This window comes from Candidatus Electronema sp. JM (assembly GCF_048287415.1).
Classification (GTDB): domain Bacteria; phylum Desulfobacterota; class Desulfobulbia; order Desulfobulbales; family Desulfobulbaceae; genus Electronema.
This window is the reverse complement of sequence record NZ_JBLWEN010000008.1, coordinates 52,519-76,041: the sequence shown is the minus strand read 5'-3', so window position 1 is coordinate 76,041 and position 23,523 is coordinate 52,519. Positions and strand designations below refer to the sequence as shown.

At 56.6% G+C, this 23,523-nt stretch carries 21 protein-coding genes; 19 read left to right on the top strand and 2 right to left on the bottom strand.

The features are described from left to right. Window positions 1-16 precede the first annotated feature (16 nt). The 19 genes from ACNKH6_RS01990 to dapB all read left to right on the top strand — a co-directional run bounded on the left by ACNKH6_RS01990 (window position 17) and on the right by dapB (window position 22,023). Window positions 17-316, top strand: coding sequence for a DUF705 domain-containing protein (locus tag ACNKH6_RS01990; RefSeq protein WP_417913868.1), 300 nt, complete (start codon window positions 17-19; stop codon window positions 314-316). 163 nt (window positions 317-479) lie between these two features. Further along, complete coding sequence (locus ACNKH6_RS01985; protein ID WP_417913867.1) at window positions 480-3,011, top strand: TIGR03960 family B12-binding radical SAM protein; 2,532 nt, start codon at window positions 480-482, stop codon at window positions 3,009-3,011. 231 nt (window positions 3,012-3,242) lie between these two features. Further along, window positions 3,243-4,637, top strand: coding sequence for an InlB B-repeat-containing protein (locus ACNKH6_RS01980; protein ID WP_417913904.1), 1,395 nt, complete (start codon window positions 3,243-3,245; stop codon window positions 4,635-4,637). A 227-nt stretch (window positions 4,638-4,864) separates the two neighbouring features. After that, on the top strand, window positions 4,865-5,932 hold the full coding sequence (gene nadA / locus ACNKH6_RS01975; protein ID WP_417913903.1) for a quinolinate synthase NadA: 1,068 nt from the start codon (window positions 4,865-4,867) through the stop codon (window positions 5,930-5,932). A 101-nt stretch (window positions 5,933-6,033) separates the two neighbouring features. Then, window positions 6,034-6,909, top strand: a complete 876-nt coding sequence (gene htpX, locus ACNKH6_RS01970; RefSeq protein ID WP_417913866.1) for a protease HtpX — start codon at window positions 6,034-6,036, stop codon at window positions 6,907-6,909. Window positions 6,910-7,136: 227 nt separating this feature from the next. Further along, window positions 7,137-7,817, top strand: a complete 681-nt coding sequence (locus ACNKH6_RS01965) for a hypothetical protein (RefSeq protein WP_417913865.1) — start codon at window positions 7,137-7,139, stop codon at window positions 7,815-7,817. 5 nt (window positions 7,818-7,822) lie between these two features. Next, on the top strand, window positions 7,823-9,937 hold the full coding sequence (locus tag ACNKH6_RS01960; RefSeq protein ID WP_417913864.1) for an HAD-IA family hydrolase: 2,115 nt from the start codon (window positions 7,823-7,825) through the stop codon (window positions 9,935-9,937). A gap of 113 nt (window positions 9,938-10,050) precedes the next feature. Next, window positions 10,051-12,129, top strand: a complete 2,079-nt coding sequence (gene glyS, locus ACNKH6_RS01955; protein WP_417913863.1) for a glycine--tRNA ligase subunit beta — start codon at window positions 10,051-10,053, stop codon at window positions 12,127-12,129. 322 nt (window positions 12,130-12,451) lie between these two features. Beyond that, complete coding sequence (locus ACNKH6_RS01950) at window positions 12,452-13,732, top strand: O-acetylhomoserine aminocarboxypropyltransferase/cysteine synthase family protein (protein ID WP_417913862.1); 1,281 nt, start codon at window positions 12,452-12,454, stop codon at window positions 13,730-13,732. Window positions 13,733-13,880: 148 nt separating this feature from the next. Next, on the top strand, window positions 13,881-15,353 hold the full coding sequence (cysS, locus tag ACNKH6_RS01945) for a cysteine--tRNA ligase (RefSeq protein ID WP_417913902.1): 1,473 nt from the start codon (window positions 13,881-13,883) through the stop codon (window positions 15,351-15,353). After that, complete coding sequence (gene amrB, locus ACNKH6_RS01940; protein ID WP_417913861.1) at window positions 15,350-16,159, top strand: AmmeMemoRadiSam system protein B; 810 nt, start codon at window positions 15,350-15,352, stop codon at window positions 16,157-16,159. The genes cysS and amrB overlap by 4 nt, the downstream gene beginning before the upstream one ends. A gap of 49 nt (window positions 16,160-16,208) precedes the next feature. Then, window positions 16,209-16,922, top strand: coding sequence for a glycosyltransferase family 2 protein (locus ACNKH6_RS01935; protein ID WP_417913860.1), 714 nt, complete (start codon window positions 16,209-16,211; stop codon window positions 16,920-16,922). A 7-nt stretch (window positions 16,923-16,929) separates the two neighbouring features. Further along, window positions 16,930-17,784, top strand: a complete 855-nt coding sequence (gene dapF / locus ACNKH6_RS01930; RefSeq protein ID WP_417913859.1) for a diaminopimelate epimerase — start codon at window positions 16,930-16,932, stop codon at window positions 17,782-17,784. Between the two features lie 276 nt (window positions 17,785-18,060). Next, window positions 18,061-18,627 carry a class I SAM-dependent methyltransferase gene (locus ACNKH6_RS01925; protein WP_417913858.1) on the top strand — a complete coding sequence of 189 codons (567 nt, stop codon included), beginning with the start codon at window positions 18,061-18,063 and terminating at the stop codon, window positions 18,625-18,627. Further along, window positions 18,606-18,806: a hypothetical protein gene (locus ACNKH6_RS01920; RefSeq protein WP_417913857.1), complete on the top strand. Its 201-nt coding sequence runs from the start codon at window positions 18,606-18,608 to the stop codon at window positions 18,804-18,806. Before ACNKH6_RS01925 ends, ACNKH6_RS01920 begins: the two co-directional genes overlap by 22 nt. A gap of 17 nt (window positions 18,807-18,823) precedes the next feature. Beyond that, window positions 18,824-19,714: a 4-hydroxy-tetrahydrodipicolinate synthase gene (dapA, locus tag ACNKH6_RS01915; RefSeq protein ID WP_417913856.1), complete on the top strand. Its 891-nt coding sequence runs from the start codon at window positions 18,824-18,826 to the stop codon at window positions 19,712-19,714. Between the two features lie 159 nt (window positions 19,715-19,873). After that, a complete protein-coding gene (locus tag ACNKH6_RS01910) occupies window positions 19,874-20,407 on the top strand; it encodes a cold shock domain-containing protein (RefSeq protein ID WP_417913855.1) in 534 nt (177 codons plus the stop codon). A gap of 174 nt (window positions 20,408-20,581) precedes the next feature. After that, window positions 20,582-21,214 (top strand): Uma2 family endonuclease, encoded by a 633-nt coding sequence (locus tag ACNKH6_RS01905; protein ID WP_417913854.1) that lies wholly within the window; start codon window positions 20,582-20,584, stop codon window positions 21,212-21,214. Beyond that, a complete protein-coding gene (gene dapB, locus ACNKH6_RS01900) occupies window positions 21,211-22,023 on the top strand; it encodes a 4-hydroxy-tetrahydrodipicolinate reductase (protein WP_417913853.1) in 813 nt (270 codons plus the stop codon). The genes ACNKH6_RS01905 and dapB overlap by 4 nt, the downstream gene beginning before the upstream one ends. Here dapB and ACNKH6_RS01895 read toward each other — a convergent pair. After that, complete coding sequence (locus tag ACNKH6_RS01895; protein WP_417913852.1) at window positions 21,984-23,036, bottom strand: radical SAM protein; 1,053 nt, start codon at window positions 23,034-23,036, stop codon at window positions 21,984-21,986. The genes dapB and ACNKH6_RS01895 overlap by 40 nt on opposite strands. Further along, window positions 22,999-23,523, bottom strand: coding sequence for a nucleoside deaminase (locus ACNKH6_RS01890; protein WP_417913851.1), 525 nt, complete (start codon window positions 23,521-23,523; stop codon window positions 22,999-23,001). The genes ACNKH6_RS01895 and ACNKH6_RS01890 overlap by 38 nt, the downstream gene beginning before the upstream one ends.

Genomic DNA, 23,523 nt, shown 5'->3' with positions numbered 1-23,523 from the left:
TAATCAGCCATATTTCATGTGTCGACGAATAATATTTGTTGATGTTGATGATACACTGATCCGTTCTTATGGTTCCAAGCGCATTCCAATGCACTCAGTTGTCGAGAATATCCGCGCACTCCATAAGGCAGGAAATTTTCTGTACTTATGGAGTTCAGGCGGTGCTGAATATGCTCGCAACTCAGCCGCAGAGCTTGGAATTGAGTCCTTGTTTTCAGCATTTCTGCCGAAACCGGATGTTTATATCGATGATCAACCTGTGCATGAATGGAGGACTTGCCGCCATATTCTTCCACATAATGCGAATGATGCCTGACAAGCCACTCCAGCAACGCAGCTTGCAGGCCAAAGCCGCCTTGAGTTATCTCCTTGCCTTTCCCTCCCATCTTCCGCTATGGTAGCAGCTGCATTCTGAACAGGCAGGGCGCGCAGCGTGTTCTGCCGCTCTGAAACAGCAGTGCCATTCTCTTGAGAACCCGATGAACACCGCCCTTTCCCTCGACTCCATACTCCCCTTGGTGCGCAAACCGGGCCGCTATATCGGCGGCGAGCTGCACGCGGCGCGGCCTGATTACGCGGCGGTTGATCTCGCCTTCGCGCTGGTCTTCCCGGACTTGTACGAAATCGGCACGTCGCACCAGGGCTTGCAGATACTGTATCACATCCTCAACAGCGAGCCGGGCTTGGCCGCTGAACGCTGCTTCTGCCCGGACACCGACATGGAGGAGCAGCTCCGCCGCCACAAGGTGCCGCTCTTCTCGCTCGAATCGCGGCGGCCCTTGGCGGAATTCGATGTCATCGGCATCACGCTGCCCTACGAGCTGTGCTTCAGCAACATCCTCACCATTCTTGATCTGGCGCAGATTCCGCTGCGGGCGGCGGAGCGCGGCGAGGACGCGCCCTTGGTCATCGGCGGCGGTTCCTGCTCGATGAACCCGGAGCCGCTGGCAGATTTCTTTGATGCCATTGTCTTGGGCGACGGCGAGGAAGTGATTCTGGAGATTGCGGAGGCCTTGCGTGCTGCCAAGAAAGAAAGCCTTTCGCGCCAGGAAAAGCTGCACAAGCTGGCGGAGATTGCCGGCGTATATATCCCAGCCTTTTTCGCGCCGCAGTATGAAGGCCAGCAGCTCAAGGCTGTCCTCCCGCTCAAGCCGGGCTATACACACATCCGCCGCCGCATTGTTTCCCAACTGCCGCCGACCGAACTGCTGGAACGCCCGCTCGTGCCGATGGTCAAGCCGGTGCATGACCGCCTTGGCGTTGAGATTGCGCGGGGCTGCACACGCGGCTGCCGCTTCTGCCAAGCCGGGATGATCTACCGCCCGGTGCGCGAACGCACAGTCGAGCAGGTGATGCAGCTCGCCGAGCAGGGCATTCAGAACTCCGGCTTTGGCGAGCTGGCCTTGCTCTCGCTCTCCACCGGCGATTACTCCTGCCTGCCGGAGCTGCTGACCAAGCTGATGGACCGTTTCGCCGAAGAGCGCGTCTCGATCTCTCTGCCTTCAATGCGGGTCGGCACGCTCACGCCGGAGGTCATCGCCCAGATCAGGCGGGTGCGCAAGACCGGCTTCACGGTCGCGCCGGAAGCAGGCACTGACCGCCTGCGCGAGGTGATCAACAAGGGCATTACGGAAGAGGACTTGCTCGCTGGCTGCCGCGATGCGTTCAACGCAGGCTGGAGCGTGCTCAAGTTCTATTTCATGATCGGCCTGCCCACCGAGACGCTGGAGGACGTGGACGCGATAGTTGACTTGGCGGCGCGGGCGCGGCGCGAGGCCAGCGGCAAGAAGGCGGATATCAACGTCTCGGTCTCCACCTTTGTGCCGAAGCCGCACACGCCCTTCCAGTGGTGCGGCCAGATTTCGCTGGATGAGTCGAAAGAGCGCATCCAGCGGCTGATGAAGAAACTGCCGCCCAAGGGCTACAAGCTGAAGTGGCACGACCCGGAGCAGTGCCTGCTTGAAGGCGTGTTCTCGCGCGGCGACCGCAGGCTGTCGCGTTTATTGGAAGAGGCGTGGCGGGACGGTGCGCGGCTGGATGGCTGGAACGAGCATTTCTCGCTGGCCCGCTGGCAGCAGGCGGCGGAACGCATCGGCATTGATCTGGAATTCTACCTGCGCCAGCGCGACCGCAGCGAAGTCCTGCCCTGGGATCACCTCAGCAGCGGTGTTGACCGCAGTTTCTTGGAGCGCGAATACGAGCGGGCGATGGAGCGCGCCTACACGCCGGACTGCCGCAATCAGGGCTGCCAGAACTGCGGCCTCTGCGATTTCAAGAGCATCAGGCCGTTAGTCAATCCGCCAAAGGAGGCAGCAGCAAGCGCCGTGCCTGCGGTTCATAAGCAAGAGCGCGACAAGAACAGTCAGCCGACCATTTTCCGCTATCGCGCCGATTACTCCCGCCTTGGCGATGGCCGCTTCATTGGGCATCTGGAGCTGCTCAACCTCGTCTTCCGCGCCTTGCAGCGGGCCGGGCTGCCGGTGCTTTTCTCGCAGGGCTTCAATCCCACGCCCAAGGTCTCCTTCAGTCCGGCCTTGCCGGTTGGCGTGGAGAGCGAGATTGAGTTCTTCGAGGTGGATCTTGCCGAACCCATCCGCCGCCCGGCAGAGATGCTGGACGAGCTGAACCGGCAATTGCCGAGCTTCATGGCAATTACTGCCCTTGCTTTGGCCAAGAAAAAGGCTCCGGTCAACGAGATCATCAGCTATGACTGCCTGCTGCCGGAAGGTGTGGCTTTAGAGCAGGCGGCGGACTGCATCGCCGCTTTTCAGGTCACGGAAAAATTCCTGCTGGAGCGCAGCCGCAAGGGCAAAAGCCGTGAGTTTGATCTGAAGGAGTTCATCCGAAAGCTGGAGCTGCACGGCGGCGGCAGGCTGCTGCTTGACCTCTATCACCCCTGCGCTGAAGCGGGTGTCGGGCCGCGTGACGCGCTGGCAGCAGTCTTTGGTTTGAAGGACGAGCAGGCGGAGCTGGTAAGGATTGTGAAGATGAGGGTGAGGGAAATGCAATGATCGCAGCATGATTCTTGGAATTGCCTTGACAAATAATCATAGCGGGATACATTGCTTGCAAACTTCTCTTCCTTTCTTCACCTCTGCCGACCTTGCCCTATGCAACAGAAAACACACCGGCGGCCCAGCCGCCCGCATCTGCTGGCCATCGCGGCCATCCTGTTCCTCCTGACCGCTCCACGCTCAGGTTTCAGTCTTGGCCCGTGGACCAATGGCCAAGCTGCAAACTTGGTGCTGGGGCAGCCTGATTTCACCACAGCCCGCAACTGCGACATTGAAGAGTGCAATGGGACTGACAGAATGTATCGCCCCCAAGCTGTTGCTGTTGATCCGACCACAGGCAAGGTGTTTGTTGCGGACTCCTCAAACAACCGCGTTCTGCGCTTTGCATCGGGAGCAGCCTTGGCGAACGGCGCGGCGGCGGAAGCTGTGCTGGGACAGCCTGATTTTGTCACTACCACTTGGGCAACTACTAGTGCTGCCAGCATGGCTGGTCCTCAAGCTGTTGCTGTCGATGCTGAAGGCCGTCTCTGGGTGGCGGATACATGGAACTTCCGCGTATTGCGTTTTGATAATGCGGCATCGAAAGTAAACGGTGCCAATGCGGACGGTGAGCTAGGGCAATTAGATTTTACCGGAGGCCTTGTTCGGTTGACCAGTCAGAAAAGTATCGGGCAACCTTCCGGGCTTGCCATAGATGTTGAAGGTCGTCTTTGGGTGGCAGAATATTACTATAACCGCATTCTTCGCTTTGACAACGCGGCATCGAAAGCAAACGGTGCCAATGCGGATGCCGTACTTGGACAGGTTGACTTTACGAGCGATGCTGATGCGATTGGCCGGAACAAAATGGATTCTCCGGTAGGTATTACGATAACAGCTACAGGTGCGCTGTTTGTTTCTGACTCGAGAAATCACCGTATTCTGCGCTTTGACAATGCGGCAGACAAAGGAAACGGTGCCGATGCGGACGCTGTGTTAGGGCAGGCAGATTTTATAAGCAATGTAGTCGGATATCAAGCTCGGAATGGGTTATACTATCCGGCTGGTGTCAGCTATGACAACGAAGGACGATTATATGTGGCGGACGGAGATGGTAATAATAACCGTGTCCTCATATTCAACAATGCAGCGGCAAAGGCAAATGGCGCGGATGCCGACAACGTGCTGGGGCAGCCAGACTTCACGACAGCTACTCTGAATCTTTCCGCCAGCGGATTGTCTACTCCGTTGAGCGTGTTCGCCGACAATGCGGGAGGCGCACTGTGGGTGGCTGATAGAGACAATAACCGCGTGCTGCGCTACGTTGGCCAAGCAGTTGCAGCGTATGCGCTGACGGTGAGCAAAAACGGGACAGGCAGCGGCGCAGTGACCAGCAGCCCGGCAGGCATCAGCTGCGGCGGCACCTGCGCCGCGTCCTTCAGCGCAGGGCAGAGCGTGACGCTGACGGCGGCTGCGGCCAGCGGCTCGACCTTCGCAGGCTGGAACGGAGCCTGCTCCGGCACAGGTTCCTGCACAGTCACGATGGACGCGGACAAAGCAGTGACGGCGGCCTTCACTGCGAATGCTGCTGGCAGTCCTTCGCCTTGGCTTCCGGCTATTCAGCAACTTTTGTTGAAGAAATAGAGAAGGCGGGCTGCAGGAGAGCGTGAACTGGGAGCAGGCGGCGGACAGCATCACCGCCTTGCTGGTGCGGATTGTCAAGTTTTCTTTTTTCAGCCAGTTAAAGAATCATTCCCCCCTGCCATCTGGCAGGGGGCTTTTTTTATTGTCAGGCGGGCGGAAAGTTGGTTTGATAGGGCGTTGCACAGGCAGTCTTCCGCAACCATCGCGCAGGAACAACTCACATGAATATGCTCAAGGTCAATTATCCAACCGTGGATGCCGCCCGCATTGAGCAGGCATACCGCGCTGCGGCTGAAGCCTCCCTGCCGCCGGGCGAGGAGCAGCGGCAGGTCATTGCTGCGGTCAAGTCGCTGCTGCATGAGAAAAACGCCGTGCTGATCGCGCATTACTACACGGAAGACGCGGTGCAGGAGCTGGCTGAGAGCACCGGCGGCTGTGTGGCCGATTCGCTGGAGATGGCCCGCTTTGGCCGCGACCACGCCGCGCAGACCTTGGTGGTCGCCGGAGTCCGCTTCATGGGCGAGACTGCGAAAATCCTCAGCCCGGACAAGCGAGTGCTGATGCCTTCCTTGCAGGCGGAATGCTCACTCGACCTGAACTGCCCGGCTGAACTGTTCCGCGAGGCGCGGCGGCAGCACCCGGAGCGAACGGCAGTGGTTTACGCCAACACCAGCGCGGCGGTGAAGGCTGAGGCCGACTGGGTGGTGACATCGAGCAACGCCTTGAAAATCGTCGCCCATCTCAAGCAGGAGGGTCAGAAAATTCTTTGGGCTTCAGACCGCTTCCTCGGCAGCTACATTCAGCGCGAGACCGGCGCGGACATGCTGCTCTGGCCCGGCTCCTGCATCGTCCATGAGCAGTTCAAGGCCGACGGGCTGCGGCGGCTGAAAGAGCGGCATCCAGAGGCCGAAGTGCTGGTGCATCCTGAATCACCGCCGGAAGTCATCGGTCTGGCTGATTATGTCGGCTCGACCACCAATCTACTCAACGCGGCCAAGCGGAGCAAGGCTCCGGCCTTCATCGTCGCCACCGAGCCGGGCATTTTTTATAAAATGCGGCAGGCGATGCCGGACAAGCTCTTCTTGGAAGCCCCGAAAGCGGGCGAAGGCGCAATCTGCGAGTCGTGCAGCCGCTGCCCGTGGATGGCTATGAACGGCCTGCGCAATCTGCTCGCCGCTCTGCAAGACGGGCGCAACGAGGTGCAGGTGGAAGAAAGCGTGCGCCTCCGGGCGGTTGAATCTCTCAGCCGGATGATGGGGTTCTCGTTTGCCGCCAGCCCGCCGACCTGCGCCTGAAAACCCCTCATTTTCGGCATTGACAGCCCGGCCAGCAGGACGCATCCTTTTTTACAAAGGATACCCTACATCCCCCCAACCTATTTGCATGGAGGAATGCAATGAAGCGAATCATCCTGTTTTTGCTGACCAATATCGCGGTGATGCTGGTGCTGTCCGTCAGTGCCCGCATTCTCGGCGTGGACCGCTTTCTCACCGCTGGCGGCCTGAATATGGGCATGTTGCTGGCCTTTGCCGCCCTGATCGGCTTCGGCGGCTCCTTCATCTCGCTCTTCATGTCGAAGATGATGGCGAAATGGAGCACCGGCGCAGAGGTTATTGAGCAGCCCCGCACTGAGGAGGAACGGTGGTTGGTCAACACCGTCGCCCGGTTGGCGGAGCGGGCCAACCTGCCCATGCCGGAGGTGGCAATTTATGAAGGCGCGCCGAACGCCTTCGCCACTGGCCCCAGCAAGTCGAACTCGTTAGTGGCGGTGTCCACCGGCCTGCTTCAGACCATGAACCGGCGGCAGGTGGAAGCGGTCTTAGCCCATGAAGTCGCGCATGTGGCCAACGGCGACATGGTCACGCTGACCCTGATTCAGGGCGTGGTCAACACCTTCGTGATCTTCCTTTCCCGCGCCGCCGCGTATGTCGTGGACAACTTCCTGCGCGGCGACGAGGAGGAATCCAGCGGCCCTGGCATGGCATATTATTTGATCAGCATCGTCTTCGAGCTGCTTTTCGGCATCCTGGCCAGCATCGTTGTCATGTATTTCTCCCGTCAGCGCGAATACCGGGCCGACGCAGGCGCGGCGCAGCTGCTCCGCGACCGGCGGCCCATGATTGACGCGCTCCGCGCCCTTGGCGGAATGCCGTCCAGCGAGCTGCCGAAAGAGATGGCGGCCAGCGGCATTTCCGGCAATACGATGAAGGCCATCTTCAGCACCCACCCGCCGCTGGAAGAGCGCATCGCCGCTTTGGAGTCCGCCAGCTAATCGGCACAACCGCAGGCGGAACCGCGCGGCAGTTCCCTTGCGGTATATCACTGCCAGCAAGCCCCGACAAAATTCAGACCGAGATGGAGTTGATGCGTTTTTCTTTTTTGTTTTTTTGCAAAAATAGCTGAGTTCCGGCAGACTGTAATTATAGCCGCAGGCTGCTGAAACTGTGCCAGCTTGTCCTGCCAATGTTGCGACAACCTAAACCTTATAAGGAAAGAACCATGCTGCCTCTCATTCAAAAACATCGGCGCGCCGCATCTCTATTCTTTGTGTTATGTACTCTTGCCGTGACGGTGACGGTGCTAAATTGCTTGCAGCTCAATCCGGTGCCATTGAAAACCATGTCCTTTTATCAAGGCGAGCTGTTCAATTTGATCATGTCGTTGTCGGTGATAGCTGTTTTTATGGAGCGGGCGGTTGAAGCGATTTTAGTTCCCATCAGAACGCCGGACCGGCAGCAGATTGAGCATGATATTGCAATGCTCCGCGCTGATTTTGCTGGTGGCACGGATGCTGCTCTCCAGCGGCGGTTGAAGGAAAAAGAGCATGAGCTTGCAGTGTATCGCTTAAAAACCGCCCGTTATGCCTACTGGCTGAGTTACGCTCTTGGCATGGCCGTCAGCGTGGTTGGGGTGAGAGCTTTGAGTGGGTTGGTTGACTTGGCTGCCTTGAACAACCTCTCGTTAATCCAAAAAAATCTTTTCGGCTTAGTTGATATCGTCATCACCGGCGGCGTGATCGCAGGCGGCAGCGCGGCGATAGACAAAATGGGCCGCAAGATCAGTGAAACGCTGAATTTGCGTTCGGCCACCACATCCACTGTGCGACCTGCGATGGCAGCAGCGCCAAGCCCAAGCAATGATGCTGCGCCGGAACAGCCCGTAACTCCGACAGCAAATTGAACACAATGACTTCCGCTGCAACGTGGACCATCGGCAAGGATTCGCCTGCCTGCATCTGCCAGCTTCTCCAGCAGCAGGCGCAGGCCGGAGTCAAATTTTTCTGCTTTGACTATTTCGACACCTTGGCGGTGCGCGTGATTGAGCCGGAATTCACCAAACAGCTCGCCGCCCGGATGCACAGTCTGCTCTTGGGCGGCCACGTATCCCCGGAGCAGCTCTACACCCTGCGCCAGCAGCTTGAGCGGGAATTGAGCGCGGAAAGTGCAGCCACCGGCGGCGAGTTGGAATTTTACATGGAGCCGTTCGCCCGCGCCTATCGCCTGCGTCTGCAATCTCAATTTGGTGATCTTGCGCCGCTGCACGATGCGGACAGCTTTGTCGAACGCATCTTGTCCATCGAAACTGCTGTGGAAAAAGCCATGCAGCGACCGTGCGCTGAGGCTGTGCAGGTGCTCGCTTGGCTGCGGCAGCAGGGTTTCCGCACAGTTTTGGTCTCGGATTTCTACCTGCCGGGCCGCTGCTTCACCGAAATGCTGACCAATCTGGGTTTGAACGGCCAGTTTGAGCACATCTATGTTTCCGCTGATCACGGTATAGCCAAATCGTCAGGCAGGCTGTATGAAAAAATTTGCGCCGAGCTATGCTGTCAGCCGGACGAGCTGCTGATGATCGGCGACAATCAGCATTCCGATGTGGCGCGGGCGCAAGAAAAAGGGCTGCGCTGCCTGCACCTGCTCAACCCGGCGCAGAAGGCGTTTTATCAGCAATGGGAGCCTGCGCAGCTTGATGCGCCTGCCTTTGTCCGGCAGCGGTTTGATGCAGCAGCAGCCACATCCGGCCTGTTCAAAGAAACCGGAACCAGCCTCTGGCTTTTCACGTGGAATCTGCTGCACAGTCTGCTCCAACAGCAAGCGCGGGATGTTTTTTTTCTCTCCAAAGAAGGCGAGTTTCTGAAAGCTCTCTTTGATCAGATGCAGGCCGACCTTTTTGGCAGGCCGGTGGTGCGCAGCCATTACCTGCTGGTTTCGCGCAAAGCCACATTTCTGGCATCGCTCAAGCCCTTGGAGGAAGAAGATTTCAACCGCCTGTTTTATTTTTACCGCAACATCTCGCCGCGTGATTTCCTCCTCAGTTTGAACATTGAGGAGCCTATAGCCGCAGAGCTGTGCCGCCAAGCTGGGATTGATTTCCAGACCCGCCTGATTGATTTGCCGAACCAGCCGGTCTTCCAGCAGCTTTTGGCCTGCGATTCATTCCGCGATATCTACGAAAAACGGCGCAAGCAGCAGCGCAGAAATTTCGTTGCCTATTTGCAGTCCTTTGGCGTTGACTACGAAAATGACGGGCTAACCATTGTTGATGTGGGATGGAAAGGGTCTATTCAAGATAATATCTGGCATATCCTCGGCGGCACGGTGAAGATGCAGGGATATTATGCTGGGTTCTTGGATGCGGCAGTTAAGCAGCAAAATAATAGCAAGCAAGGATTGCTCTTTGACAACACAAGTTCGCTGCCGTATTTCAACGTCTATAACAACAATCGCTCGTTGTTTGAAATGATGCTGGGCGCATCACACGGAAGCGCAGACGGATATTTCCTTTCTGAGGAAATATCTGTAACACATGATGATCATCGCCGTGAAGTCCGCCAGCGCATTAAAACAGAAAATGGCGAGCTGCTGATCGCTGCTGTGGATATGCCGCAGGAACGCGCTTTGTTTGAGGAAAAGATCAAACCGTTGCAAACACAGATGCTGGCTGAGAACAAGCGGCTGAACGCGGCCTGTTTGCACTCAGGCTGCGTCCTGCCTAAGCTGGAATGGTTCGCCCGCCGTCATGCCCGCATGGTCTTCACGCCAAGCTCTCAGGAAATAGATTTTTTTGAAAGCCTCTATCATTTAGAGAACTTCGGTGTGTTTGAATACACCGACTTCCGCACCGAAGCCAATCTGTCGTTGCAGGAGCGGTGGCGGAATTTCGTTGCCATGCGCAAAAATTCTTCCATCTTGGAAATGGGCACGTGGCCGCCTATCATCCTGCGGCGGCTGGGCTTGGATTTCTACCGCCACATCAACGGCAGAAGGCGGCTGCAGCGCGAATTTGGCAGCTATTTTTTGTAAGCTCTCCCGAAGTCGCGCAGGTCGTCAGACCAGCCGTTTTTTTTTGTCATCCTTCCGCACTTGCGTTATAGTGGAGCGGCAAAAGTCTATTTCACCTCTCAGACATTCCCAGCATGGCACAGCAACTTCTTTTTGAAATCGGCACGGAAGAGATTCCGGCCAGTTATATCCGGCCCGCGCTTGCTTATTTGGAGCAGGCTGTTGCAGATAAACTTCGGGAACTCGGCCTGAGCTTTGGCTGGGTGCGCAGCGCAGGCACGCCGCGCCGCTTGACCTTGGCGGTGGATGAGGTGCAGGAGGAGCAGCCCACCCGCTTGCAGGAGCACATCGGCCCGGCCAAGCAGGCGGCCTTTGATGCCAACGGTCAGCCGACCAAGGCCGCGCTTGGCTTCGCCCGCTCCAAAGGCGTGGCTGTTGAGCAGCTGCAAATCGTCGCCACGGCCAAGGGCGAATATCTGATGGCTGTCGAGGAAATCAAAGGCCGCGCCGCCGCCGAGCTGCTGCCAGCCGTGCTGGAAGAGCTGCTGCGGGGCATTCCTTTCCCGAAATCAATGCGCTGGGCGGAGAGCAAGCTGGCCTTTGCCCGGCCTGTGCAGTGGCTGCTCGCCCTCTACGGCGGCAAAGTGCTGCCGGTGGCGGTGGAAGACTTGCGCGGCGGCGACACGACCCGTGGGCACCGCTTCCTCAGCCAGGAGCCGGTTTCCGTGCGGAATTTCGAGGATTATCTCAGCAAGCTGACAGAGAAAGCGGTCATCGCCGACATTGAGATCCGCCGGACGATGGTGATTGAGGAGGTGAAAAAAGCGGTGCTGGCGCAGGCCGGAGCCGAGGCGCAGCCGCTGCTTGACGAGGGACTGCTGGACATCGTCACCAATCTGGTGGAGAAGCCGCACGGGGTCTGCGGCAGCTTTGAGGAAAAATTTCTCGCCCTGCCCGCCGAGGTGCTGATCACCTCCATGCGCGAGCATCAGAAATATTTTCCGGTCGCCGACCAGAGCGGCAAGCTGCTGCCGTACTTTGTCGCGGTCAACAACAACGCCGTCGCCGACCGTGAACTTGCGGTCAGCGGCCATCAGCGCGTTCTCCGCGCCCGCTTGGAAGATGCCTTCTTCTTTTTCAAAGAGGACACGAAAAAGCCGCTGGCCAGCCGCATTGACGGCCTGAGCGGCATCGTCTTCCAGCACAAGCTCGGCACCATGACCGAAAAAAGCGGGCGCATCGCCGCGCTCACCGCCTGGCTGGCTGACCGGCTCGCCCCGGAGCAGAAGGCGGACGCGCTGCGGGCGGCGGAGCTGGCCAAGGCCGATCTGCTCACAGCAATGGTCGGCGAATTTCCAACCTTGCAGGGCATCATTGGCCGCGCCTACGCCTTGCTCGACGGCGAAAAGCCTGCTGTGGCCGAAGCCATCCGCGAGCACTATCTGCCAGTCCGCGCAGGCGGCGAGCTGCCGCAGTCGCTGCCTGGCGCGTTGGTGGGCATTGCCGACCGCATTGACACCATCATCGGCTGCTTCGCCATCGGCGAGCGGCCCACGGGCAGCAAGGACGCGTTCGGCCAGCGGCGGCTCGCGCTCGGCTTGATCAACATCATCCGCAGCCTGAATCTGCGGCTTTCGCTGACAGAGCTGGCGCAGCAGGCTTTGGCCGCTTATGCGGGCAAAATCGAAGCGAAAGAGGACACGCTGGCCGAAACCCTGACCTTCATCCGCCTGCGCTTTGAGAACGATCTGACCGCCGCCGGAAAAAGCCAGGCCGCTGTCGAGGCGGCGGCCTCAGTTGCTTTTGATGATTTGACCGACTGCATAGCCCGCATAGAAGCCCTTGAAGCCATGCGCGGCAGCGAGACCTTTGCCGTGCTTGCCGGTTCGTTCAAGCGCATCGCCAACATCATCAAGGACAACCGCGAAACAGCGGTGGATGAAGCTCTGTTGACCGAAGCGGCGGAAAAGGAGCTGCACAGCACTTGCAGCATCGTGGCAATGCAGGCGAATCCGCTGCTGGCCCAGCGCGATTACGCCGCCGCGCTCAACGCCATGCTGGCGATGAAGGAGCCGGTAGACCGCTTCTTCGAGCAGGTCATGGTCATGGACGAAAACCCGGCGGTGCGCCGCAACCGGCTCAATCTGCTCACCGGCTTGGCCGCCTTGGTGCGGCAGGTTGGCGACATCTCGCGGATGTCGGCTGAGGCTTGACAGCACCTGTTCCGCAACAATAAGAAAGGCCATCATAGCAGATGGCCTTTCTTATGCAGTCCATTACTTATTCAGGCCCCTGATCTTGCTGGGCAGCAGTGCTTACGAGAATTCCTGCGCCGCAGATCAAAGATAATGTTGCGCAAAAATAAGCATTTTCTTTTCAGTTGATGAATAACAGTAAAAAGAACTGTCATTTTCATATCTGCCTCTTGATATGTCTTGCTGTTCTTTTTCTGCAAGCAAAGTTTTTTTAATTTAATTGCAACAGGTCTAAAGAAGAACGCTGTTTTCTCTTCCCTAACGTATAAGGAGGTCGCCCATGAGCCAGCACCGCTTCGAGACCCTTGCCCTGCACGCTGGGCACGTTGTTGATCAGGACACGCTTTCCAGAGCGGTGCCCGTTTATCGCACCAGCTCGTATTTATTCAAAGACAGCCAGCACGCCGCTAATTTGTTCAGCCTGAAAGAGCTGGGCAACATCTACACCCGGCTGATGAATCCGACGCAGGACGTGCTGGAAAAGCGGGTTGCGGCCTTGGAAGGCGGCGCGGCGGCCTTGGCCCTAGCTTCCGGCACTTCAGCGATTTTCTACGCGATCATCAACATCTGCGCGGCAGGCGACGAGGTGGTTGCGGCCAACAATCTCTATGGCGGCACCTATACCCAGTTTGACGCGATCCTGCCGCAGCTCGGCATCACGGTGCGCATGGTTGATCCGAAAGACCCTGCCAGCTTCGACCGTGCGGTGAACGCGAAGACCAAGGCCATTTTCTGCGAGACCATCGGCAATCCCGGCTTGGAGATGACCGACTTGGAAGCGGTGGCGGCAGTGGCCCGCAAGCATCATCTGCCCCTGATTGTTGACTCCACCTTCACCCCGCCCTGTCTGCTTCGGCCTTTGGAGCATGGCGCGGACATCGTCGTGCATTCACTGACCAAGTGGATGGGTGGCCACGGTCTGGCTATCGGCGGCATCGTCGTGGACAGCGGCAGGTTTGACTGGACCGACCCCAAGTTCACGCTCTACAATCAGCCGGACGCAGGCTATCACGGCCTGCGTTTTGCGCATGATCTTGGCACACTGAACCCTGTCGCCTTTGCCCTGCGGATGCGCCTGGTGCCGCTGCGCAATCTCGGCGCCTGCATCAGCCCGGACAACTGCGCCTTCTTCCTTCAAGGCATCGAGACGCTCGCGCTGCGCATGGAGCGGCACTGCGCCAATGCCCAAGCAGTCGCGGAATTCCTGCAACAGCACCCAAAAGTTGACTGGGTGCGCTATCCCGGCCTGCCGGGCGAGGCGAACAGCACGGCCCGCAACTATCTGAAAAACGGCTTCGGCGGCATGGTCGCTTTCGGCATCAAGGGCGGCAGAGAGGCAGGCCAGCGTTTCATTGACAGCCTGCGCCTTTTCTCGCTCTTAGCCAATGTCGGCGACGCGAAGTCGCTGGCCATTCATCCTGCCAGCACCACCCATTCGCAGCTCTCCGCCGAGCAGCTTGCCGCCGCCGGACTGAGTGAGGCGATGATCCGCCTGTCCATCGGCATCGAGCATCTTGACGACATCCTTGCCGATCTGGAGCAGGCGTTCAACGCGGCCTGATGCCCTCTGCTGCTGCCGTCAGTGAATTTCACTGACGGTTCACCGTCATTTTTTCCGTCATTTTTCCCCTGTTCATCTGTTGTCCCTTGCGGATGACTGTGTTATGCTGGGGCGCAACTTGATCAGATTCCCAATTTTGGCCCTGAAGATGAACCGCATCCGCATCTACAACACGCTGACGAAAAAAAAGGAACCGCTGCAGCCGCTGGAGGAGGGGCATGTCCGCCTCTATGTCTGCGGCATCACCTCCTACGACTGGTGCCACATCGGCCACGCCCGTTCCGCGCTGGTCTTTGACATGGCCGTGCGCTACCTGCGTTGGCGCGGCTTTCAAGTGACCTTTGTCCGTAATTTTACCGATATTGACGACAAGATCATCAACCGGGCTAATGAGCAGGGCGTGGATTCCAAAGTGCTGGCCGAACGCTTCATCGCTGAATTTTACACCGACATGGACGCGCTCGGCGTGCTGCGGGCGGACATTGAGCCGAAGGCCACCGAACATATTCCAGAGATGATCAGCCTGATTGAGCAGCTTGTCGAGCGCGGCCTTGCCTATCCCTCCGGCGGGGATGTCTATTACCGGGTGCGCGGCTTCGCGGACTACGGCTGCCTGTCGGGCCGCAAGTTCGAGGAGATGCAGGCCGGGGCGCGGGTGGATGTGAATGAGCAGAAGGAAGACCCGATGGATTTCGTCCTCTGGAAGGGCGCGAAGCCGGGCGAGCCGAAATGGCCCAGCCCCTGGGGCGAAGGCCGTCCAGGCTGGCATATCGAGTGCTCGGCCATGAGCCGCAAATATCTCGGCGCGACCTTTGACATCCACGGCGGCGGCCAGGATCTGATTTTCCCGCACCATGAGAACGAGATAGCGCAGTCGGTCGGTGCGAACGGCCAGCCTTTCGCCAAGCTCTGGATGCACCACGGCTTCGTCACGGTCAAGGAAGAGAAGATGTCCAAATCGTTGGGCAATTTCCTCACCATCCGCGAGGTTCTCAAGCACTGGCCCGCCGAGGTGCTGCGGCTTTTCCTCTTCTCCACCCAGTACCGCAATCCGCTCGATTACAACGAGACCGCCCTGCGCGATGCCGAAGCGGGCCTTGACCGGATGTATGACTGCTTGGCGAAGATCGCCGCGCTGCCGGACAGCGCAGGCATGGCGGAGCAGCCGCGCGTCAGCGGCAAGGAGCGGGAGAAAATCGCCGGGCTGCGGGAGCAGTTCACAGCGGCGATGGACAATGATTTCAACACGGCGCAGGCACTTGGCCAGCTTTTCGACGCGGTGAAGCTGCTCAACAAGGCGGCCCGGATGCTGCTCGATCAGCCCGGCAACGCTGAGGATTTGGCCGCGCTGCGCCAAGGCGCAGCGGATTTGCGCGAGCTGGCGGGCATTCTCGGTCTGCTGGGCCAGAATCCGGCGGACTATCTGCGCCGGAAAAAGGAGAAGCTGCTTGCTGCCGTCAGCCTGAGTGAGGCGGCAATCAACGAGCTGATCGCCCGGCGCAACGCCGCCCGCGAGCGTAAGGATTGGGCGGCCAGCGACGCAGTGCGCGACGAGCTGTTATCGCATAAAATTGAATTGCAGGACGGGCCGGAGGGAACGACGTGGAGCGTGAAGGCATGAGCCGCATACCAGCAGCAGCAGGCGTGTTTTATGAGGCGGACCCGGACAAGCTGCGCAAGGAGCTGGGCCGCCTGCTGCCTGCCGCGCAGCGGAAGAAAAAGGCTCCGGCCAAGGCGGTGATCGTCCCGCATGGGGGCTACATTTATTCCGGCGAAGTGGCGGGCGAGACATTGGCGCGGACGGAAATCCCGGAAACGGTCATCCTGCTCGGCCCGAACCACAGCACCGGCCTGGGCGCGCCGCTGGCAGTGAGCAATGAGGACTGGGAAACGCCGCTCGGCACAGTGCCGCTGGCCAAAGAGCTGGCTGCTGCGCTGGTCAAAGGCTCCAAGCTCTTCAAAAGCGACAATACCGCCCATCTGCGCGAGCACGCCCTTGAGGTGCAGCTGCCCTTTCTCCAGCATCTGCAAAAAAAGCTGCGGATCGTGCCAGTGTCCATTTCTCGGCTGCCGCTGCCGCAGTGCCGTCAGGCAGGCATGGACTTGGCCCAAGTGATCAAGAATCACGCCAAACCGGTGCTGCTTGTCGTCAGCACAGACATGAGCCACCACGAGCCGCGCGCTGTGGTTTCGGAGAAAGACCAGCTCGCCCTTGGCGACATCCTCAGTCTTGATCCCGCCAGCCTCTACCGCACCGTGCTGACTAAGCGGATCAGTATGTGCGGGGTCACGCCGGTGACCATCGCCCTCTTTGCCGCCTTGGAATTGGGCGCGGAGCGGGCCGCACTGATCCGTCACACTGACTCTGGCTATGTCAGCGGCGACGCGCAGCGGGTGGTCGGCTATGCCGGGCTGGTGGTGCGGTGAATGCGCAGTCGGGCCGTTGCAATTCAATCTCTTGAACTGAAGATATTCCATGAAAAACACAGCCAGCTTTCATAAAGTCTCAATTGTCATTCCAGCTTACAACGAGGAAAAGACCCTGCAAGAAGTTGTTGACGCAGTGCAGGCTGTCAGGCTGCCGCTGGACAAGGAAATCGTGCTGGTGGATGATGCGTCAAAAGACAGCACCCGGCAGATTATGGAGCAACTGCAAGGCGGCAACCTCATCCGGGTTTTTCACGAAAAGAATCAGGGCAAAGGCGCAGCCCTGCGCTCCGGCATCGCCAAAGCGACGGGCGACATCATCTTGATTCAAGATGCGGATTTGGAATACGACCCGGAGGAATATCCCAAGTTGCTTCAGCCAATATTGGACGGCAAGGCTGATGTGGTTTATGGCTCGCGCTTTGTCGGTTCAGACGCGCATCGGGTGCTGTACTTTTGGCACATGATGGGAAACCGTTTCCTGACGTTGCTCTCCAATATGTTCACCAATCTGAATTTGACCGATATGGAAACCTGTTACAAGGTGTTCCGGCGGGAAGTGATTCAGGGTATTGCCATCAAGGAAAATCGTTTTGGTTTTGAGCCGGAAATCACCGCCAAAGTTGCCAAATCCGGCAGCCGGATTTATGAAGTCGGCATCTCCTACAGCGGACGCACCTACGCAGAGGGGAAAAAGATCGGCATGAAGGATGGATTCCGCGCTCTGTACTGCATCATAAAATATCGTTTCTTTGCGAACTGAATTCCTCATGAACACAGAAAATTTTCCAATTCCCTTTGTCAAAATTAGCGGCACTGGCAATGATTTCATTCTCATTGACCACCGTCAGCCGCTGATAGCTCCTGATTCCATGCCTGCCTTTGCCGCCGCAGTCTGCCGTCGCAAATTTTCTGTCGGCGCGGACGGTCTGATTCTCATTGAGAATTCAGAGCAGGCGGATTTCCGCTGGCGATTCTTCAATGCCGACGGTTCAATTGCAGAAATGTGCGGCAACGGAGCGCGCTGCGCCGCTCGCTTTGCTTTCATGCAGGGCATTGCTCCGGCGAAGATGCGCTTTGGGACCTTGGCAGGCATTATTGAAGCTGAGGTTTCCGGCAGCGAGGTGGCGGTGAAGATGACCGAACCGCGTGATTTACGTCTGCATCAAACTATCAGCGTCAACAATGCGCCGCTGACTTTGCACAGCCTCAATACTGGCGTGCCTCATGCGGTGGTCTTTGTTGATAATATCGAAGAAACCGACGTGCGCGGCCTTGGCCGGGCCATTCGCTACCACGAAGCCTTTCAGTCCGCAGGGACCAACGTCAATTTCGTGCAAAAGCGCGGCGATGCCTTCAAAGTGCGCACCTACGAGCGCGGCGTGGAGGACGAGACGCTGGCCTGCGGCACTGGCTCCGCTGCCAGCGCGATCATCGCCGCCCTGCTTGGCCAAGCCGCCTCGCCGGTGGAAATCATCACTTCCGGCGGCGACCGCCTCCTGATTTTGTTCGAGCTGGGCGAGGTTAAGACTGGCGGAACAGGGCCAATTGTTTATAATGTTTTCCTTAAAGGCCCAGCCCGGATCATCTACGCGGGAGAACTGCGCAGCGAGGCATTGCTTTAAAGTAATGCCGTACCTCTTATCGATAAAATCAGAGTCGCCTCAGGGCCGTCTGTCTTGCGGATCAAGATGGACGCGCCTTTGCTGAACAAAATGATAACTAAGATGAAACATCCTCCCTGTATTCAGATGGAAAAATCTATAGAGGAAAACATGAATTCCTTCAAGAAGGATATTGTTGTTTCGCTAATTATTTTATGTTATTTGCCTTTCCAGATAAAAATTTTGAAGCTGCAAGACAGTTGTCGCAGTGCAAACTAAGGGGGGGGCAATTTGAAAATGAAAGAGCCATTTCTTGAACCTATATTGAGAAAAATTCGTATAGGCAAGGTCGTTGATGAAGTAAAAGATATTCATAGATGCAATATTCTCGATATCGGCTGTGGCTTTAACCATAAATTTCTCTCTTCTATAGAGCCATATATCGAACATGGAATAGGTATTGATTTTAAAGTTCAAGAATTATCTTCTCATAAAATAAAAACTATCAATATGACATTAAACGAAACTCTTCCTTTTAATGATTGTTCATTTGATGCTGTAACAATGCTTGCAGTTCTTGAACATATAGACAAACCGAGGCATATTGTTTCTGAGGTGCGCAGAGTTTTAAAAAATGAGGGGAAGTTTATTTTGACTGTTCCTGGGAAGCGAGCAAAGCCCTTGCTGGAATTTCTTGCTTTCAAATTAGGAATTATCAACAGGAAAGAGATTGATGATCATAAAAAATACTATGATTTAGATGAGCTGAAAGAGCTTATCTCTGATGTTGACGGTTTGAAAATTATCAAACATCAGTATTTTCAGTTCGGAATGAACAATTTTTGCGTTATCCAAAAATATTAGCCCGGCAGCAGTGTGGAGAACGCAACACATCCACTTCCGGCGGCGACCGCCTGCTGATTTTGTTCGAGCTGGGCGAGGTTAAGGCTGGCAGAACAGAGCCAATTGTTTATAATGTTTTCCTGAAAGGCCCAGCCCGGATCATCTACGCGGGAGAACTGCGCAGCGAGGCATTGCTTTAATATCTCAGGAGAACACGATGACAGCAGCAAAGAGAATTCAGGGAGCCATCACCGCCATTGTCACCCCGATGCGGAATGGCAAGGTTGATGAGGAAAGTTTGGTCAATCTGATCAATTTTCAAATTGAGAGCGGCATTCACGGTCTGGTGCCCTGCGGCACGACCGGCGAGTCCGCCACTCTCAGCTTTGCCGAGCACAAGCGGGTGATCGAGCTGACCGTGAAGACCGTGGCAGGCCGGGTGCCGGTCATTGCCGGAACCGGAGCCAACAACACCCTTGAGGCCATTGAGCTGACCGAGTCGGCCAAGGCCAGCGGCGCGGACGCGGTGCTGTCGGTGGTGCCGTATTACAACAAGCCGAGCCAGGAAGGATTGTATCAGCATTTCAAGGCCATCACCGAGGCAGTGGACATCCCGATGGTGGTGTACAACGTGCCGGGCCGCACTGTCACCAACATGGCCCCGGCCACCGTGGCCCGTTTGGCCGCGTTGCCCAATGTCATCGGCATTAAAGAGGCCTGCGGCTGCCTGAACCAGATTTCCGAGATCATCCGCATCTGCCCGAAAGACTTCATTGTCCTGTCCGGCGATGATTTCACCTCCATGCCCACAGTGCTGATCGGCGGCAAGGGTGTGATTTCGGTGGTTTCCAACGTGATGCCGAAGGCGATGTCCGAGCTGATGGAAGCCGCCCTGAACGGCGACTTGGCCAAGAGCAAGGAAATTCACTACAAGCTCTTCCCGCTGATGGGCACGATGTTCTGCTATCCCAGCCCGGCTCCGGCGAAAAAGGCTGTGCATCTGATTGGCAAGATTGCCACGCCAGAAGTGCGCCTGCCGATGACCGAGATGGACGAGCCGTCGCTGAACAAGCTGACGACGGAGATGAAGAAGCTGGGATTAATTTGATTGATGCAATGGGGCGGTCTTTGGATCGCCCTTTTCAATCAGATATGCAGCAAAAAAAATCATTCCAGCATGGAATGAAAGCCACTATTGCGGAGTTTTCTCTATTGACAGCGGGCGGGGGATGCGCCCTGTAAGCTGTGAAATACAGTCCTTTCTCCTATGCGTATTGAAGGAATTCTTTCTAAATGGAATAATGATCGTGGCTTTGGGTTCATTGCCCCTATGCAAGGCGGTCAGGAAATTTTCGTTCATATCTCAGCATTTCCTAAACAAGGGAAGTGTCCACAAATTGGGGAAAAGCTCACATTTGAAATAGAAATCACTGGAGAGGGAAAAAAGCGGGCAAGGAGCCTCGTGCGGATAGACTTTCCTGAGCCTAAGATGCTAAAGTTTTCCCGTCAGCCCAAAAAAAGAAGCTCACTTGGCTGCGTCGTTTTACCAATTTTCATCCTCGGTTTGATTGCGACTGGCTACGTCAAGTATTTTCAGCGAGTAAATCCGCAAATCGCAATTGCACCACAAGAGCTTGTATCCACTACCACGTCACCATTCCGTTGTGATGGCCGAACGCATTGTTCCCAAATGACTTCATGCGCTGAAGCTACTTTCTTTTTAAAAAATTGCCCAAATACACAAATGGACGGCAATAACGATGGTGTTCCTTGTGAGCGACAGTGGTGTACAAATTTATGAGCCAATGTATCTTTCTTAATTGTTCGCAACAAGTTATCTCAAATCAATGCTACATCATTGATGAAACCATCCCGTGGCAAGCACTCATGCGTCATGTCCAAGGTCTGCCGCAGTCTTCAAGCATTTCTGATGAAGATATAGCAGCAGAAATCGCCAGCGTTCGGAGCAGCTTGGATGATTCATCATCGTATAGGATGGAACTTCACAAGTAATAAACGTATGAACAGCCCGCAACTCGCCTCAACCCAACGCTACACCGTTGATGATTACATCGCATGGAATGACGGGCAGCGTTACGAGCTTCTGCATGGCGGTGTTCATGCCATGTCGCCTGCGCCAAGCTGGCAGCATCAACTGATTTCCAGCAATCTGGAATTTGAAATCAAATTTCATCTGCGGCCAAGAAAAACCTGCCAAATTGTCTATGCGCCGATAGATGTGTATCTGTCACAGGACACTGTTGTTCAGCCGGATATTATCGTTGTCTGTGATTCAAAGAAAATTGAGAAAAAAGGCTACGTTGGCGCACCTGATCTTGTCGTTGAAATTCTTTCACCTTCCACTGCAAAGGCGGACTGGAAAGATAAATATTTTCTCTATGAGAAATCCGGGGTGCGTGAGTATTGGATTGTCAACCCTGACGATGCGCTCGTGCATGTCTTTCTCTTAACCGATGGTAAATTTTGTCTAAGCGGCACGTATTCCGCTGAAGATGCTGTAAAAATAAGCATATTTGAAGATATAATTATTGACCTGAAAAATGTCTTTGAAAAAGATTCCTTATCAACACAAGAGAGCAAATTATGACTAAAGTAATTGTAGCCGGTGCCGCTGGACGTATGGGCCGCCGCATTTGCGATATGGTGCGGCAGCATCCTGGATTGACCTTGAGCGCGGCTTTTGTGCAGGCAGGCAGTCCGTTTGTCGGCAAAGATGTGGGCGAAGTGGCGGGTTTTGGTCCGATTGGCGTGAGCATTGCCGACAGCTTGGAGGCGGTGATTGACCAAGGCGAGGTGATTATTGACTTCACCGCCCATAAGTCCACGATGGAATTCATTAAAATTGCCGCCCAACATGGCCGGGCGATGGTGATCGGCACCACCGGCCTGACCGCTGATAATTTGACCGTACTGCGCGAGACCGCCGCCGGGCATTTTCCCTGCGTCCAATCGCCGAACATGGCGGTGGGCGTGAATGTGCTCTTCAAGCTGGTGGAAAAAACCGCCGCTGTGCTTGGCGATGCCTACGATGTGGAGATAGTCGAGGCGCACCATCGGATGAAGAAGGATGCGCCGTCCGGCACTGCGCTCCGGCTGGGCGAGATGGCCGCCGCTGGCTTGGGCCGCAATCTGGCGGAAGTTGGCGTATATGAGCGGCATGGCATGATCGGCGAGCGCACGGATAAGGAAATCGGCATTCAGACCGTGCGGGCAGGCGACATTGTCGGCGAGCATACCGTTTATTTTGCTGGCGCGGGCGAGCGGATTGAAATCGCTCACCGCGCCCATAGCCGGGACAACTTCGCTCGTGGCGCGGCCTTGGCTGCGGCGTGGGTGGCGGACAAGCCCAAAGGCCTTTACAGCATGTTTGACGTGCTGGGCTTGGGCAGTTTCTGAATGACGGTGCTGCAATACTCCTGCTTCAACATGCAGCAGGAGATGCGGTGCGCTGGCGTTCCGTCCGGCAAATAGTCAATGGAGTCAGGCTGAAGCAGCGTATTCATCACGCAACCTTCCGGGATGCGCAGACTGAAAAAACGGTCTTCGTTCAGCCCGTCCCGACGCAGAAGCTGACCGTTTTCGATGACGAGGCTGTGAATCGGATAATCTTCGCAGAGCGGGCAGCGATAGACCCGGCCATTTGGGAAAACAAAATAATTTTCCGAAACTTGCCCCGCGCAGGAAAAGGTTTCCTTCGGTTCAAGAAAAACCTTGGGAAAGGTGACATGAATGCCGAGTCGGGCGGCTTGACGGGCGGTTTCCGGCACTGCCTCCAGCCAGCGGCTTGGCTCGACTTGCAGCGTGTCGTTCTTGGCTGATTTGCCGCGCAGTCCGATGACTTGGATGAAGAAACGCCGCACACCCAGCTCGGCAAGCAGGGCGGGCATTTTGTGCAGGTGGTCAATATTCAAGGCGGAAACGGTGCAGATCAGGCTGGTGCGGAAGCCAAGCGCAACGGCCTTGCGCAGGTTTTCCGTGCAGACCTGAAACACTCCTTCGCCCCGGATGGGATCGTTCACCGCCGCGTCCGGGCCGTCTAAGCTGAAGCTGAGAAAATCCAGCTCGTCAGGCCGCAGCCGTTCCAAAAAGCTGTGAAACAGGAAGCCGTTGGAATCCACAGTCACGGCGTAACGCAAGGCCTTGGCCGCCCGGATGATTTCTGCCAGATCAGGATGCAGGGTCGGCTCGCCGCCAAGCAGCACTAAATTGCTCTTGCGCTCAGACCGGGCGAAAAGCCGCAGCCAGTCAATGGCCGTTGCTTTCGGCAAAATGCTGGTGCCGTGCTGGGCCGGATTGATGTAGCAATGGCGGCAGGCGAGATTGCACTGGGTGAGCAGGTGCAGGAAAACGTTGCGCTCGCCGGGTTTGAAATCAACCGTTCTGGCTGTTACTTCGCTGGTGTTCTGCAAGAGTGAATTCCGCAAGCAGGCTGCCCTGCCAGTAGGAGTGATTTTGAAAAAACTGGGCAAACAAGGCCAAGCTCTCGCGGCGGAGAATGCCCGGCAGCAGCTCAACCTGCATTTCCTGATAGAGCGGAGCAAGCTGCGCCAAAGGCACGGAAGTGCCGCCGCCCATCACATCTTCATACGCCCAGACAAAACGGCGGATGCCCGACAGCAACATAGTGCTGAAGCACATCAGGCAGGGTTCGAGCGTGGAATAACAGGTGATTGTGCTGCAATCCAAACCCGGCTGCGCTGCCAGCAGACCGCGCAGAGTGACAACTTCGGCATGATCCAGCTCGTTGCGTGACGCGTTGCCGCTGTTTGCGCGGCGGCCTTGCGCGAGGATGCGGCCATCCTGCGCCAGCACGCAGCCAACCGGGAATTCTCCTGCCGCCAAAGCCAGTTCCGCTTCAGACAAAGCGGCCCGCATGAACCGCTCATCTTCCTGCAT

Coding starts and splice junctions, on each gene's coding strand:
- ACNKH6_RS01905 (WP_417913854.1), top strand. CDS start 20,582: ATGATTCATCATCGTATAGGATGGAACTTCACAAGTAATAAACGTATG.
- ACNKH6_RS01990 (WP_417913868.1), top strand. CDS start 17: ATGTGTCGACGAATAATATTTGTTGATGTTGATGATACACTGATCCGT.
- dapB (WP_417913853.1), top strand. CDS start 21,211: ATGACTAAAGTAATTGTAGCCGGTGCCGCTGGACGTATGGGCCGCCGC.
- htpX (WP_417913866.1), top strand. CDS start 6,034: ATGAAGCGAATCATCCTGTTTTTGCTGACCAATATCGCGGTGATGCTG.
- cysS (WP_417913902.1), top strand. CDS start 13,881: ATGAACCGCATCCGCATCTACAACACGCTGACGAAAAAAAAGGAACCG.
- ACNKH6_RS01950 (WP_417913862.1), top strand. CDS start 12,452: ATGAGCCAGCACCGCTTCGAGACCCTTGCCCTGCACGCTGGGCACGTT.
- ACNKH6_RS01985 (WP_417913867.1), top strand. CDS start 480: ATGAACACCGCCCTTTCCCTCGACTCCATACTCCCCTTGGTGCGCAAA.
- glyS (WP_417913863.1), top strand. CDS start 10,051: ATGGCACAGCAACTTCTTTTTGAAATCGGCACGGAAGAGATTCCGGCC.
- dapF (WP_417913859.1), top strand. CDS start 16,930: ATGAACACAGAAAATTTTCCAATTCCCTTTGTCAAAATTAGCGGCACT.
- nadA (WP_417913903.1), top strand. CDS start 4,865: ATGCTCAAGGTCAATTATCCAACCGTGGATGCCGCCCGCATTGAGCAG.
- ACNKH6_RS01910 (WP_417913855.1), top strand. CDS start 19,874: ATGCGTATTGAAGGAATTCTTTCTAAATGGAATAATGATCGTGGCTTT.
- ACNKH6_RS01925 (WP_417913858.1), top strand. CDS start 18,061: ATGAAAGAGCCATTTCTTGAACCTATATTGAGAAAAATTCGTATAGGC.
- amrB (WP_417913861.1), top strand. CDS start 15,350: ATGAGCCGCATACCAGCAGCAGCAGGCGTGTTTTATGAGGCGGACCCG.
- ACNKH6_RS01890 (WP_417913851.1), bottom strand. CDS start 23,523: ATGCAGGAAGATGAGCGGTTCATGCGGGCCGCTTTGTCTGAAGCGGAA.
- ACNKH6_RS01935 (WP_417913860.1), top strand. CDS start 16,209: ATGAAAAACACAGCCAGCTTTCATAAAGTCTCAATTGTCATTCCAGCT.
- ACNKH6_RS01965 (WP_417913865.1), top strand. CDS start 7,137: ATGCTGCCTCTCATTCAAAAACATCGGCGCGCCGCATCTCTATTCTTT.
- ACNKH6_RS01960 (WP_417913864.1), top strand. CDS start 7,823: ATGACTTCCGCTGCAACGTGGACCATCGGCAAGGATTCGCCTGCCTGC.
- dapA (WP_417913856.1), top strand. CDS start 18,824: ATGACAGCAGCAAAGAGAATTCAGGGAGCCATCACCGCCATTGTCACC.